This is a genomic window from Salinispora sp. H7-4, assembly GCF_013416675.1.
In the GTDB taxonomy this organism is placed as follows: domain Bacteria; phylum Actinomycetota; class Actinomycetes; order Mycobacteriales; family Micromonosporaceae; genus Micromonospora; species Micromonospora vitiensis.
This window is the reverse complement of record NZ_JABZED010000049.1, coordinates 150,721-164,637: the sequence shown is the minus strand read 5'-3', so window position 1 is coordinate 164,637 and position 13,917 is coordinate 150,721. Positions and strand designations below refer to the sequence as shown.

Sequence of the window (13,917 nt, the reverse complement as noted above, 5' to 3'; positions counted from 1 at the left end):
ACTCGGGCGTGGTGCGGTACAAGACTGACATGATCGGTGGTGGTACGCCGCAGCGCGAACCCCGATTCCCGCCCCGCGGTCCGATCCACCGAACTCGCCCTGCGGGGTGGACAGCACTCGGTACGGGACGTGTACGATTCATCCGTCGCCGGGCGGCTCCCCCCGTGGCCGCCCGGCGCTCACACTCCTCCGCGCCGCCCCGGCGCTCAAGACTCCCCCGCGCCGCCCCGGCGCTCACCCTCCTCCGTGAGCCCGCCTAGACTGGCGGGAATGGATGACCCCGCAACCCCGGCCCTGGTCTGCTCAGCTCGTGGCTGTGCAGCCCCCGCCGAGTGGGCACTGCGATGGAACAACCCCCGGCTACACGACGCGGCGCGACGTAAGACCTGGCTCGCCTGCCCCGAGCACCGGGTGACGCTCGGCGACTTCCTCGACGCCCGGAGCTTCCTCCGCGAGGTTGTTCCGGCGGCCGAATCGCCTACTCTCGACTCGTGAGCACGTACAACGGAACCACACGGTGACCGGCGACGGCCCGGCCGGCCTCCCGCCCGCTGCCCCACCCCCGACCGGCCCACCCCCGGGTCCGCTGGAACCCTGGCCAGAAACCGTCCGCTGGCAGGCTGTCTCCACCGACCTGATCTGGGTTGAGCTGCTGCGACTGGCCGTGCTGATCGTCATCCTGCTGGCCGGGCTGACAGTGGGGTGGGCGGTCACCGGCCAGGGGGCGTTCGGGGTGCTCCTCGCCGGGGTGCTCCTCCTGACCGCGCTACGGACGTTCACCGTCGTACGGGCCGTACGCGCGTGGGGGTACGCCGAACGCGAGGATGACCTTCTGGTCCGACACGGTCTGCTGGTGCGCCGGCTCTCCATCGTCCCGTACTCGCGGATGCAGTTCGTTGATGTCAGCGCCGGCCCGCTGGAGCGGGCCTTCAGCCTGGCTACCGTCCAACTGCACACGGCGGCGGCGGCCACCGATGCCCGGGTACCGGGGCTACGCCCGGCGGAGGCGTCCCGCCTCCGCGACCGCCTCACCGCGCTCGGCCGCGACCGGGCGGAGGGCCTGTGAGCGAGCCGGCCGCACGAGATCCAGAAGAGACCCGGCCACCCGCCCGAGCGCCGTATCCCGGTGGATATCCTCCCGCCGCACCGCCGCACCCCGGCTGGTACCCACCGGCCGGCGCGCCCACCCCACCGCCGCACCCGGTCGGATATCCCCCCGCCACGCCGCCGCACCCCGGCTGGTACCCACCGGCCGGCGCGCCCACCCCACCGGTGCCGCCGCACGGCGCCGAACGTCGGCAGCGGCTACATCCGCTCTCCCCCGCACTCCACGGCGCCAAATCGCTGGTCGTGGTGATCGCTGGGCTCTCCTGGTCCACGTTGTCCCGGGTCGGCGTCGGCTGGTTCGTGGTACTGGCGGTGGTGCTGGCGCTCGGCGCTACCGTGCTCGCGGTGGTCAGCTGGTACAACACCGGCTATCACGTCGTGGACCGCGAGCTCCGGGTGCACGAGGGACTGCTCTGGCGACGCACCCGGGCGATCCCGCTGGAGCGGCTCCAGGCCGTGGAGGTGGTCCGACCGCTACTCGCCCAGCTCACCGGGTTGGCGGAGCTGCGCCTCGAGGTGGTCGGGGGTGGCAAGACCGAGGCGCCACTGGCCTATCTGAGCGTGGCGGACGCCGCCGCCCTGCGACAGCGGCTGCTCGCCCTGGCCGGTCCGCAACCGGAGGCGGCCGCCCCGGCGCCGGACACATCGCTGGTCCGGCCGGAGGCGGCTCAGCCCGGCCGACCACTGCACACCGTCCGGAACGCGGACCTGCTCCTGAGCCAGCTACTCACCCCACAGGCCTTCATGATCCCGTTCGGGGTGGCCTTCGTGGCGACGCAGTTCCTCTCCGGCGACTCCTGGTCGTTCGTCGCGGTGGCGAGCACGTTGACCGCGATGGCCGGGGTGCTGCTCCAGCCCATCCGCCGGGTCCTCGACGACTGGAACTTCCAGCTGGCTCGCGCTGCCGACACCCTGCGGATCCGCAATGGTCTGCTGGAGACCCGGGCGCAGACCGTGCCGCTACACCGCGTACAGACGGTCGGTGCGACCTGGCCGCTGCTCTGGCGGGCGAAGGGCTGGCTGCGGCTGCGGCTGGAGGTGGCCGGCTACTCGACGGGGGAAGCCGACGGGCGCAACCGGCCAGACCAGCTTCTCCCGGTCGGCCAGCAACCGGTCGCCGAGGCGATCCTCGCCGAGGTGCTGCCCGGGGTACGCCTCGACGACCTGCCGCTGACCGCACCGCCAACCCGGGCTCGCTGGCTCAACCCGTTGGGTCAGCCGGTGCTCGGCGCCGGGCTGCACGAGCGGGTGTTCGCGATTCGCTCCGGCCTGCTCACCCGCCACATCGTGGTCGTGCCGTACGCGAGGATCCAGAGCGTACGGGTGGTGCAGGGGCCGGTACAGCGACGGTTGGGGCTGGCGACGGTGCACGCGGACACCGCCGGCGGCGCCGGGGCCGCCGCCCGCGACCGAGCGGTCGCCGAGGCGTGGGCCCTGGCCGCCGAGCTGACGGCCCGCGCGCACCAGGCTCGCCGCGCCAGCCGGCCGCAGTAGGCCGCGCCACCCGGCCGGCCGCAGTAGCGAGCCGCCGGTCCAGGTGACGAAGCTCGATGCCGCCGGTCCAGGTGACGAAGCTCGGTGCCGATCAGCGGCCGGCGGCCACCGCCTCATCCGTCGGCGGCGAATCGGCCGACGTCGCGGTGGCCGGTGCCGTGGTAGCCGACGTCGCGGTGGCCGACGCCGTAGAGTCCGACGCCGCCGGGTCCGACATCCGGGGGTCCGCCGCCGCGGGGTCCGCCGCCGCCGCAACCGGTTGGTCCGGGGCGCGCCGGACACGTCGGGCCGCCCACCATCGCTCGGCCCGGCCCACCGCCAGGAAGGCCATCCCCACGTACACCCAACCGACCAGGACGTCGATCACGTAGTGCTCCCCGGAGTAGACCAGGGTGAAGGTCATGGCCAGCGGGTACGCGAGCAGCAGCGGCCACCACCGCTTCCGCGTCGCGCGCAGGAAGAACAGCACCACGAACAGGGCGAACGCGGTGTGTAGTGACGGCATCGCGGCGACCGGGTTCGACGCGAGCTGACCGGCGTTGAGCAGGTTCCCGGCGCCGTGCAGCCCGAAGACCTGCCACCCTCGGGTGGAGATCCGGGCCACCTCCTCCAGCAACCCGTTCTGCGCCGCCCACCACGGTGGTGCGGCGGGGTAGAGGAAGTACGTCACCAGGCCGCTGGCGCAGAGGAAACCCCAGCGACGCATGAACGCCGCCCACCGCTGGCGGTCCCGCATCCAGAGCACCGCGGCGGCGGCCATCGCCGCCACGAAGTGGGAGAAGTAGACCCAACTCACCAACACGTCCCACCAGCGCACCTCCGGCTGGTAGAGGTGCTGCTGCAACCAGACCGTGGGCACCTGGCCGCCGGTGGCCCAGCCGAACATCACCCGGTCGGCGACGATCAGCTCGTAGGCATGCGGGGTCACCCCGTTGTCGGCGAAGCCACGAGAGAGGTTGTAGAGCACGAGCAGCAACACCACCGGCAGCCAGTCCCGGGCGAAGCGCAGGTGGCTGCGCCATGGCCGGGTGGAGTTCCAGGCGATGGTCGCCGCCCAGATCCAGACGAAGGCGTATGCCGGATCGGTGGGCAGGCCGATGACGAGCCAGCCGAGGACGAAGGCGCCCGCCCACACCGACATCATGATCACACGACGGCGCCCGCCGTCGGCCACCACCGGCGCATCAGTTCGGACAGGCTGTTGGGAATCGATTGGAGCAGACATCACGGACCAGGTTAACGACGGTCGGCGCAGCAGCGGACGCAGGAGGCCCTTCGGACGCTTCCGGGCGGTTCGACTCATGCGTGACCGGCCCGCCATCGGACGCCTAGGCTGGTGACCATGCAGCAGCCCTTCTCCCCGGGCGCAACCGCCTCGGTGGAGCTGATCGTCACCGAGGTCGACACCGCCCAGGCCATTGGCTCCGGTGACGTGCCGGTCCTGGGCACGCCGCGAATTCTCGCCCTGGCCGAGGCGGCGACGGTCGCGGCGATCGCCCGCCAACTGCCCGACGGCACCACGACCGTGGGAGTCCGGATCGAGTTGGACCACCGCGCTGCCACCCCGGTCGGCCGGACCGTGGTGGCGCGGGCCCGGCTGACGAAGGTCGACGGTCGGTGGCTGGTCTTTGCGATCTCCGTCACCGAGGGCGACTCCACCGTCGCCGAGGGGCGGGTGGAGCGGCGCCTGGTTGACCGGCAGCGCTTCATCGGGCAAGCCGGGCGGTCGTCATGACCCTCCACTTCGTCGAGGTCGCCGACCGGGTGTATGTGCTTCGCGAGCCGCTGCTGCAGGTCAACGTGACACTGCTGGTCGGCGACGGCGCGGCCCTGCTGGTGGACACCCTCTCCACGGCTGGCCAGGCGACGGAGTTGGCCCGGGCGGCGCGGGCCGTCACCCCGCACCCGTGGGTGCTGGTGAACACCCACCACCACTTCGACCACTGCTTCGGCAACGCCACCCTGGCCGGCGATCCGCCCTGCCCGGTGTACGCGCACCAGCTGGCCGCCGCCGCCCTGCGTGACCCGGACCGGCTACGCCGGGAAGCGTACGAGGAGATGCACGGCGAGCAGCCCGGCCTCGCCGAGGAGCTACTCGACACTGCCGTACTGGCGCCGACCCATCCGGTGGGCGAGCGGGAGGTGCTCGATGTGGGTGGCCGCCAGGTCGTCCTGCGGCACCTGGGGCGGGCACACACCGCAGCGGATCTGGTGGTGCACATACCCGATACGGAGGTACTCGTCGTCGGTGACCTCGTGGAGCAGAGCGGCCCGCCGGCGTTCGAGGATTCGTACCCGTTGCGGTGGCCGGAGGCGGTGGCCGAGCTACTGCGGATGACGACCCCGACCACGGTGGTGGTACCGGGGCACGGCGACCCGGTTGACCACGAGTTCGTCCACGCCCAGCACGGCCTGCTCAGCGACCTGGCCTGGCAGATCCGGGCTGGCCATGCCGGTCGGACACCAGCGGAGCGGGTGGCCGCCGAGGCACCCTTCGGTGCCCGCCCCGCGCTGATCGCCACCCGCCGCGGCTACGCCGAACTCAACGGCGAGCTCTGACCCCACGCCGGCCGGCCGCACTGCCGGCCAGCACACCGCACCGGGAAGACCGGCCCACCGCCCGGTCCGCCGTCGGGCCCGGGCGCTACCCGCGGGGTCAGGGGTTCAGCAGGTCTGCCAGGCGGGCCAGGTGCGGGGTGGCCGCCAGGACCGCCGCGCGGGCCTCGGGGGACAGGTGGGACACCGCGGCGCTGAGCAGGGCGGCGCGCTGCTCCTCATGATCGGCGATTCGCGCGTGGGCGGCGTCGGTGAGGCGCAGCCGGGCGGTACGGCGGTCGGCCGGAGCGCACTCGCGGTGCAGCAGCCCGGCGGCCACCAGGTCCCGGACCAGGGTGCTCACCGTGTTGGGTGCGGCGTGCAGGCGGCAGGCGGCATCCTTCACGCTGACATCCGGGTGGGCCCGGACCAGCAGGAGCAGCTCGACCTGGGCCTCCGGCAACGGGAGGCAGTTGGCGTGCCGGGCCGCCGCGCGCCGCAGCCGGCGGTGCAGCTCGCCGACGACGGCGCCCAGCGCCGCCGTCGAAGCCGGGTCGAGGCACGGCGCCGGCCGCACCGGCACGTCATCGGTCGCCACCGTGTCGCCCACCTCACCCCAAAAGACTCTGGTTACAGAGCTAAGGTTACCCGGTTGGCAGGCGACCCCCGGGGGAACTCAGTGACGCAGACCGCACCACCGACCGCACCCGCCATAGCCCCTCCCGCCGGCCAGCCGCAGCCAGCAGGGGTCGGCGGTGGTCTTGGTCTGCTGCTCCTCCTCGGGGCGATCACCGCGATCGGCCCGCTCTCCCTGGACATGTACCTGCCGGCGCTGCCCGCCATGGCCCGGGACCTGGCCGCGAGCCAGGCCCAGATTCAGCTCTCCCTCACCACCTGCCTGGTTGGGCTCGCCCTCGGGCAGTTGGTCACCGGCCCGCTGAGCGACCGCTGGGGCCGACGCCGGCCGGTGCTGATCGGCCTCGTGGCGTACACCGTGCTCGCCCTGGCCTGCGCCGCGGCGCCCAGCGCACCGGCGTTCACCGCCCTGCGGTTCGCCCAGGGATTCGCCGGCGGGATGGCCGCCGTGGTGACCCGTGCCATCGTTCGCGACCTGTACTCAGGTCGGGCGGCAGCGAAGTACTTCTCCCGGCTCACCCTGGTCTTCGGTCTCGCCCCGATCGCCGCGCCGACCGTCGGCAGTCTGGTGCTGCGGTTCGGGTCGTGGCGGACCCTGTTCGTCCTCCTCGCGGTCGTCGGCGCACTGCTCACCGCCGTGGTGGCGGCCTGGCTGCCGGAGACCCTGCCCGCGCATCGGCGCAACCGCGACGGCCTCAGCGGCATCATCCGGTCGCTTCGCGAGTTGCTCACCGACCGGGTCTACCTGGGGTACACGCTGACCCAGGGGCTCGCCTTCGCCGGGCTGTTCGCGTACATCTCCGGTTCGTCGTTCGTCTTCCAGGACGTGTTCCACCTCTCGGCGAGCACCTTCGGTCTGCTGTTCGGCCTCAACGCGTTGGCGTTCGTGGCGGTCGGGCAGGCCAACGTCCGCCTGCTGGACCGGTTCCCGCCCCGTACCCTGCTGGTCAGCACCCTCGGGGTGAGTGCGGTGGCGGCCATTGGTGTACTGGCCGGCGCGATCGCCGCCAGCCAGCTACTGCTCACGGGCGCGCTGCTGGCCTTCATCGCGTCGCTGGGCATGGTGATGCCGAACGGTACGAGCCTCGCCCTCGACCGACACGCACACCACGCCGGGACCGCGGCAGCGCTGATGGGCGCCCTCCAGTCGGTGATCGGGTCGCTCGCCGCGCCCCTGGTCGGGCTGGGCGGGGAAGGCAGTGCCGTACCGATGGCAGCGGTACTCGCGGCCTCAGCCGCACTGTCGCTCACCGCCGCACTCACCCTGGCCCGTCCCCCGCGCCCCTGATCGACCACGCGCACCCGGGTGGTTTCGCGCCCACCGATCCCGTGAACTGCGCCAACTGAAAAGGACATTGGCGGCTGGCTATTGCCGTCGAGTACTTCACCATGTTGCGATAACAGCACCGGACGACGCAGGGCACTCGTCGTCCGCTCGGGCATCCACGCGAGGGCATCGGTCCGATGACGGACCGCCGGCTCGCGTGCCCGCCACTCCTGCGCACGCCGCCTACCACCATGACCGCTCGTCGCCGCGGGCCGGCCGGGTGCCGTCCCCGCGCCCGTCCCCCACGCGGGGTGGTAGGCGCCCCGCGAGTCAGGAGATCCCGTGTCCTCCTATCGAACCCGAACCGCCGTGCTCCTCACCGCGGCCATGACTCTCCTCGCGGCCGTCGTGGTGCTCGTCACCAGGTCGGAGCCGGCGGCGGCGCACGGCGCCGCCATGGTTCCCGGCAGCCGTACCTTCCTCTGCTGGCGGGACGGGCTGAGCCCCACCGGCGAAATCCAGCCGTACAACCCCGCCTGCTCGGCGGCGGTGGACCAGAGTGGGCCCAACTCGCTCTACAACTGGTTCAGTGTGCTGCGCTCCGACGCCGCCGGTCGTACCGTCGGCTTCATTCCCGACGGCCAGCTGTGCAGCGGAGGAAACTCCGGCTTCCTCGGCTACGACCTGGCCCGCACCGACTGGCCCCTGACGCACCTGACCGCCGGCCAGAGCATCGAGTTCCGCTACAGCAACTGGGCACACCACCCCGGGACGTTCTACTTCTACATCACCAAGGACAGCTGGAGCCCAACCCGCCCGCTGGCCTGGAACGACCTGGAGGAGCAACCGTTCCTGACCGTCACCAACCCACCCCAACGTGGCGGACCGGGCACCAACGACGGGCACTACTACTTCACCGGAACGCTGCCGGCCGACAAGAGCGGCCGACACCTGATCTACTCCCGCTGGGTCCGTTCGGACAGCCCAGAGAACTTCTTCGGCTGCTCGGACGTCACCTTCGACGGAGGCAATGGTGAGGTGACCGGCATCGGCCCCGGTGGCACCTTGCCGCCACCGAGCCCCACCACCGCACCACCGAGCCCGACCACACCGCCGCCCAGTGGGGACTGCATGGCGGTCTACAAGGTGATCAACGCGTGGCCGGATGGCTTCCAGGGAGAGGTGGAGATCATGAACCACACCGCCACCACCTGGAGCGGATGGACGGCGAGTTGGACCTGGCCCAGCGGTCAGGCGGTAACCCAGCTCTGGAATGGCACACACACCAACTCGGGAACGGCGGTAACGGTGACCAACGCGTCGTACAACGGCACGGTGGCCCCGGAAGGCAGGACCACGTTCGGCTTCCTCGCCAGCCTCGCCGGCCCGAACACATCACCGACCGTGACCTGCAGCGGCAGCTGAACCGCGACCCGACTGTCAACGGCGACGGTCGGCGCCGCCCTGATCCGCAGAGCAGGGCGGTGCCGACCTCGCTACGACCGGGCCACCCGGATCACAGGGTGGTCCACTCGGTGCAGATCGGACCGGAGTCGGCCAGGGTGCAGACCAACCGAGCCGGCCCCGGTGCGGTGTCGTCCAGCATGAAACGTCCCAGACCGTCCGCGTCGGTGCCGACGGTCGAGTCGGAACCCGGCTGTTCTACCTGCACCCGAGCCGGCTGTGGGGGCACCAGCTGACCGACGATCCGGAGCCGATCACGAACGGGGATGACCTCCACCTCGATAGTGATCGAATCTGCGCGAAAGGTCAGCAGCCGCGCCTCGTCGCCGCGGACCTCGGCCGCCCCGGACATGCTCTCCACCAACTGGGCAAGCTCGGAGTCGGGCGAACGCCAGCTGTAGCTGGCGACCGCGGCGGCGCGTACCGACTCCGGAACCGAATCGACCTCAGCCAGCAGGCTCCCCAGCCGGACCAGCAGCTCCTCATCTGATGTGGTTAATCGGTCGTCACTCATGCGTACGCACGCTCCCCTAGGTACGTCGCTGCGGCGCCGGCTGATTCAGCAGTGCCCGAAGCGTCGCCAGGCACCGGGCGCGAGAAGGGCCAAGACTGCCGATGGGCACCGAGAGCGCCGCAGCAGCGATCGCATAGCTGCCCACCGGCTCGAATACCAGCAACCGCAGTAGCTCTTGACAGCGTATCGGCAACTGCCGGTAGGCCTGCCACAGCTCCGCATCAGTTTCTTCAGCGACCAGCCGCTGCCAAGGCTCCGGCTGTGACTCGTCGATCAGCTCTGACCTCGTGAACTCCGGTGACGGCACCTCCCACCGGTTGCGCAACAGGGCAAGGGCCTCTCGACGCGCGGTGGTGGCAAGCCACGCCCCCACCGATCCAGGATCACGTAGCTTGTCCAGATTTTCCACGAGCCGCAACCAGGTCGCCTGGCTAACGTCCGCGACGTCAGCATCGTCGAGCCGGAATCCTCGCGCCACCGTATACACCAGCCGCGCGTACCGGTCGACCAGTGCCTCCCACGCCGCCTGATCACCGTTGGCAGCGGCACGCACCAGCTGACCTGCGTCGTCGTCGCTCATAGACAAGAATCGTACAGCGCTACCTGAGCGCATCAGATCAGCCCGAGGTGGCCTCCAAACCGCTGGTTGGCCGTCCTCAGGTCGGCCATTAGCTGGTTGGCTGCGGTCACCGCGCCGACCTCCGAGTCGATCCGCGCGGAGAGTTCGGCAGCCACCCGCGGCGCGGCGAAGGAGGTTCCGCTCCATTGTGCCCACCCCTCCGGGAACAGCGCGTGGTCGATGTACGTACTTCGCACGTCCGCGCCGGGCGCGACGATGCTGACCCACGGTCCGGCGTTACTCCAGGAGCAGAGGCTGCTGCCGTCGTGCGCGGCGACCGCCAGGACCTGCCCACTCCACGACTCGTCGGCGCCGGCGAACGCCGCGGGCCAGAACGGGTCGCTGCGGTTGCCATCGTTGCCGGCGGCGGCGACCACCACCCGGTCGATCCCGGACAGGGCCTGCTCCAACGCCGCCCGGACGCCGAGCGGCGCGGATCCGTCGGCGGTGAAGCCGCCGAGGGAAAGGTTGATCACCTTCGTGTCCGGGTGCAGCCGGCCGAGGGAGGCGATCAGCTCGTCCTCCGTGCAGACACCAAAGGTGTCCAGGGTACGAATCACCCGTAACACTGCCCGGTCCGTGTGGTTCGCGATGACACCCCCGATGAAGTTGGCGTGCCCCACGTCGCCGTCGAGCAGCCCATCCTCATCGACATCGGTTTCCGTCTCCACCTCGACACCGTCGGCGGCGAGGTAGCCGGCCGGGAGCGGGGTCTCGGTCCAGAACCCGGTATCGACGATGGATACCGCGACGCGGCCGGTTTCAGCCGGCATCTTCAACGTCGATGCGGCGACGGGCGCCGGCGGCCCGAACGGACCTCCGTGGTTGAACGGACTGGCCAGGAAGACGTGGTTGGGGCTGACCACCTGGCGGCCGGTTGGACGGTCCGCGCGCAGCGCGCGGACCGCAGCTGGTACGTCCAGCCCGGGCGCCCGATAGCGCCGCAGGCCCGGCAGTAGCTCCTCATCGCCGGAGCCAGGCTGCGCGGCCCGAGCACGTCCGAGATAGCGTTCGGCATCCCGCCGACTGTCGTCAACGACCAACAGCTCGTCGGCGACGAACCACGCCCGGGCGTTACCGCCGACGGCGGTGTGCGCGAGTTTGGGAAGGCGCTCCAGCCGCGCCCGACGGCGGGCAGCGAATCGGTTGACGCGCTCCGAGGACGGTGGCATCCATCTCTCCTTCGGTAGGGGAATCGACCACACCCACCTGCCGACGACCGGCTGGCGAGCGTTCGCACAAGAGAGGGTGGCGGACCGCTCACTGATACGAGTTGTGGACAGCGGGTTGAGTCAGGTATCTGACTGATACTCATCCGAGCTGGGGATAGCTACAGTGGACGAGCGGGAAGCTTCGTCGGACGGCTTCTCGGTCGTTCACCGCTGTGCCAAAATCCATAGGTGATGGACAGCGCCGACCAGATGGACGACAGTCCAGCCGGCAAGGCGCTCCACCTCGTCACCGCCGACCCGGCCCGCGCCGCCGAGCTGGCAGCTGCCGCGCTCGCCGCTGCCCGTGCGGACGCGGATCCCGACCAGGAGACAGTGGCGCTGCGCGCACTCGGGCTCGCCGCGCGGGAACAACACAACGCAGATCACGGGCTCCGCCACCTACGCCGGGCCCGCCGCGTGGCCGAAACCGCCCAACTCCCGGTCCGCGCCGCCGAAGCCCGGATGAGCCTGGCGCTGGTCCTGGCCGAGGCGGGCCAACCGCAACAGGCGCTGCGCGAGATCGACGCCGCGTCACCGATCCTCCATGGGCTGCCCGCCGCGCGCCTGCAGATGCAGCGGGCGCTGATCCTCGACCGCCTCGGCCGGTTCGACGAGGCGATGGCCGGCTACACCGATGCGCTGGCCGCGTTCCGGCGCAGCGGGGACCGGTTGTGGCAGGCCCGTGCGCTCACCAACAGAGGAGTGCTGCACACCTACCGGGGAAGCCTGCGCCAGGCCGAGGCGGACCTGCGGGCCGCGGAGCGCGGTTACGCGGAGCTCGACCAGGAGCTGGCGCTCGCCCAGGTCCGCCACAACCTCGGCTTCGTCCTGTCCCGCGCGGGTGACATTCCTGGCGCACTGCGCTGGTATGACCTCGCCGACCAGTACTTCGCCAAGACCACCCGCCCGGCGATCGCCCTGATGGATCGAGGCGAACTACTACTGGGGGCCCGACTGCTGCCGGAGGCTCGCGCGGCGGCCGAGGCCGCCCTGGACGCGGCCCGGGCAAGCCGAATGGGGCTCTACGAGGCACAGGCCCGGCTGATGCTGGCCGAAGTCGCCCTGGCCGAGGCCGACCTGCCGACCGCCTCGAAGCAGGCGCAGGCCGCGTACCGCCTGTTCAGTCGACAGAACCGACCGGCCTGGGCGGCGCTCTCCCGATACGTCAAGCTACGGGCCAGCTCACCAGACGAGCCGGCGCACCTGCGGCAGGCTCGCTCCGTCGCACGGGCGCTGGCGGCGAGTAGCTGGCCGATACCGGCACTCGACGCCCGCCTCTATGCCGCCCGGGTCGCCCTCGACCGGGCGCTGCACACCGGGCAACGCGCGAAGGCCGCCGCCATCGCCGGAGAGTTGAGTGCCATCCGCGCCGCCAGCCGTGGTGGGCCGGCCCAGCTCCGGGCCCGCGCCTGGCACGCCGAGGCGCTCCGCCGAATCGCCACCGGCGACACCGCCGGGGCACGCCGGGCGCTCAACGCGGGAATGGCACTGCTGGACCGCTACCAGGCAGCCCTCGGCGCCACGGAGCTGCGGGTGATGGCCGGGGCGTACGCCCTGGACCTGGCCAGCACCGGCCTTCGGCTAGCGGTTCGGGGCGGGCAGGCTCGGGCGATCCTACGCTGGAGTGAGCGGTGGCGAGCCGCCACGCTGCGGCTACCCCCCGCCCGGCCGCCGGACGAAGCCGGGCTCGCCGCCGACCTGGCCGAGCTGCGCCGCACCGTCGACGAAGCCACCCAGACGAGTGCCGCGTTGGGGTCGAGCCTGCTGCGTCAACAGCGGATGATCGAGGACCGGATCCGGACCCGTAGCTGGCAGGCCAGTGGCACCGAGTCTGGTGCGACGAGCGGGATTCCACTGGACCGGATCGCGGTGGAGCTGGCCGACCAGACACTGGTCGAGCTGATCGACATCGACGGCACGCTCCACATCGTCGTGCTGCACGGCGGCCGATTTCACACCCGGGCACTGGGTGCGCTCGCCACCGTCACCGACGAGCTGCAGGCCCTGCGGTTTGCGCTGCGACGCATCCTGACCAGCCGTGGCACCGACGACTCCCGGGCGGCGGCAGCGACCGCGGCCCGGTTCGCGGTGCACCAGCTGGACAACCTGATCTTCGGCGCGATACAGCCGTGGCTCGGCGCTGGCGGGCTGGTCCTGGTGCCGGTCGGCGCCCTGCACGCCATGCCGTGGGCCCTACTACCGACCTGTGCCGGGCGACCGGTCACGGTCGTGCCGTCCGCATCGGAGTGGCTCACCGCGTCGGCCCGCCGCCAGGCCGTCCACTCGACGACGACCACTCCGCCCCACCAGCGGAACCCAGTGCTGGTCGCCGGCCCCGGCCTCGCCTATGCCGAGGCAGAGGTGCAGCGGCTGGCGGGAACACTCGCTCCCGTCAAGATGCTCCTCGGCCCCGACGCGACCGCCGAGGCAGCGCTCGCGGCGCTGGATGGCGCCCCCCTTGCCCACCTCGCCGCACACGGCACCTTCCGCACCGACAACCCCATGTTCTCGCACGTACGCCTCGCCGATGGTCCGCTGACCGTCTACGACCTGGAGCGGCTCGCCTGCGCGCCCGGCACGGTGGTGCTCTCCGCCTGCGACGTGGGACTGTCCGCGGTGCACCCGGGCGAGGAGCTGATGGGGTTGTCCGCCGCGCTGCTCCAGCTGGGAACGGCGACGGTACTGGCCAGTGTCCTGCCGGCGCTGGACTCCGCGGCGCAGGAGCTGATGGTGGAGATGCATCGACGGCTGGCTGCCGGCGACACACCGCGGCTCGCCCTCGCCGGCGCACAGGCGGAATTCGGTGCCGGCCTGGACGCCGGCACCGCCACCGCCGCCTCGTTCGTCTGCTTCGGCGCCGGCTGACCGACCTCCCCAGCCCGGCCACGCCAACCAGCCCGCCCTGCTGGCAGCCCGCTCCGCTGGCCGGCCGTCGGCTACCCGGCTGACCCCCCGCGAACACTCTCCGTCGATCCACAACGGAACGAGCAGTCACGGGCCGATCTGATACGTCGCCTTCGCGACATCGACCGCATGCATCAAACGCGCCTCGGCCCCGCTCTTATGGGGG

At 71.5% G+C, this 13,917-nt stretch carries 13 protein-coding genes; 8 read left to right on the top strand and 5 right to left on the bottom strand.

What is annotated here, in order from left to right; genetic code table 11:
* Positions 1-270 precede the first annotated feature (270 nt).
* From H0524_RS18750 to H0524_RS18740, 3 genes are read left to right on the top strand one after another with little or no spacing between them, the layout of a single operon-like run.
* Positions 271-495, top strand: a complete 225-nt coding sequence (locus H0524_RS18750) for a hypothetical protein (protein WP_180199810.1) — start codon at positions 271-273, stop codon at positions 493-495.
* A 22-nt stretch (positions 496-517) separates the two neighbouring features.
* Positions 518-1,066 (top strand): PH domain-containing protein, encoded by a 549-nt coding sequence (locus H0524_RS18745; RefSeq protein ID WP_180199809.1) that lies wholly within the window; start codon positions 518-520, stop codon positions 1,064-1,066.
* Positions 1,063-2,601: a PH domain-containing protein gene (locus tag H0524_RS18740; protein ID WP_180199808.1), complete on the top strand. Its 1,539-nt coding sequence runs from the start codon at positions 1,063-1,065 to the stop codon at positions 2,599-2,601. The genes H0524_RS18745 and H0524_RS18740 overlap by 4 nt, the downstream gene beginning before the upstream one ends.
* Before the next feature lie 91 nt (positions 2,602-2,692).
* Here the strand turns inward: H0524_RS18740 and H0524_RS18735 are convergent, their stop codons facing one another.
* Complete coding sequence (locus tag H0524_RS18735) at positions 2,693-3,826, bottom strand: phosphatase PAP2 family protein (protein ID WP_304610815.1); 1,134 nt, start codon at positions 3,824-3,826, stop codon at positions 2,693-2,695.
* A gap of 117 nt (positions 3,827-3,943) precedes the next feature.
* On the opposite strand from H0524_RS18735, the gene H0524_RS18730 reads away from it, so the two are divergent.
* The gene (locus tag H0524_RS18730) at positions 3,944-4,336 is read left to right on the top strand and encodes a thioesterase family protein (RefSeq protein WP_180199806.1); all 393 of its coding nucleotides are present in this window, start codon (positions 3,944-3,946) and stop codon (positions 4,334-4,336) included.
* Positions 4,333-5,160: an MBL fold metallo-hydrolase gene (locus H0524_RS18725; protein ID WP_180199805.1), complete on the top strand. Its 828-nt coding sequence runs from the start codon at positions 4,333-4,335 to the stop codon at positions 5,158-5,160. The genes H0524_RS18730 and H0524_RS18725 overlap by 4 nt, the downstream gene beginning before the upstream one ends.
* 97 nt (positions 5,161-5,257) lie before the next feature.
* On the opposite strand, the gene H0524_RS18720 is transcribed toward H0524_RS18725, so the two are convergent.
* Complete coding sequence (locus H0524_RS18720; protein ID WP_180199804.1) at positions 5,258-5,746, bottom strand: MarR family winged helix-turn-helix transcriptional regulator; 489 nt, start codon at positions 5,744-5,746, stop codon at positions 5,258-5,260.
* A 69-nt stretch (positions 5,747-5,815) separates the two neighbouring features.
* On the opposite strand from H0524_RS18720, the gene H0524_RS18715 reads away from it, so the two are divergent.
* Complete coding sequence (locus H0524_RS18715) at positions 5,816-7,060, top strand: multidrug effflux MFS transporter (RefSeq protein WP_180199803.1); 1,245 nt, start codon at positions 5,816-5,818, stop codon at positions 7,058-7,060.
* 366 nt (positions 7,061-7,426) lie between these two features.
* Positions 7,427-8,464, top strand: a complete 1,038-nt coding sequence (locus H0524_RS18710; protein ID WP_180199852.1) for a lytic polysaccharide monooxygenase — start codon at positions 7,427-7,429, stop codon at positions 8,462-8,464.
* Positions 8,465-8,555: 91 nt separating this feature from the next.
* Here the strand turns inward: H0524_RS18710 and H0524_RS18705 are convergent, their stop codons facing one another.
* Genes H0524_RS18705 through H0524_RS18695 form a run of 3 tightly spaced genes read right to left on the bottom strand, consistent with a single transcriptional unit; the run spans position 8,556 to position 10,808 of the window.
* On the bottom strand, positions 8,556-9,017 hold the full coding sequence (locus tag H0524_RS18705; protein WP_018216209.1) for a hypothetical protein: 462 nt from the start codon (positions 9,015-9,017) through the stop codon (positions 8,556-8,558).
* Between the two features lie 16 nt (positions 9,018-9,033).
* Positions 9,034-9,597, bottom strand: a complete 564-nt coding sequence (locus tag H0524_RS18700) for an RNA polymerase sigma factor (RefSeq protein ID WP_180199802.1) — start codon at positions 9,595-9,597, stop codon at positions 9,034-9,036.
* A 32-nt stretch (positions 9,598-9,629) separates the two neighbouring features.
* The gene (locus H0524_RS18695; protein WP_180199801.1) at positions 9,630-10,808 is read right to left on the bottom strand and encodes a S8/S53 family peptidase; all 1,179 of its coding nucleotides are present in this window, start codon (positions 10,806-10,808) and stop codon (positions 9,630-9,632) included.
* Between the two features lie 231 nt (positions 10,809-11,039).
* Here H0524_RS18695 and H0524_RS18690 point away from each other — a divergent pair, with 231 nt between their 5' ends.
* Positions 11,040-13,712, top strand: a complete 2,673-nt coding sequence (locus H0524_RS18690) for a CHAT domain-containing protein (protein ID WP_180199851.1) — start codon at positions 11,040-11,042, stop codon at positions 13,710-13,712.
* Positions 13,713-13,917: the final 205 nt, after the last annotated feature.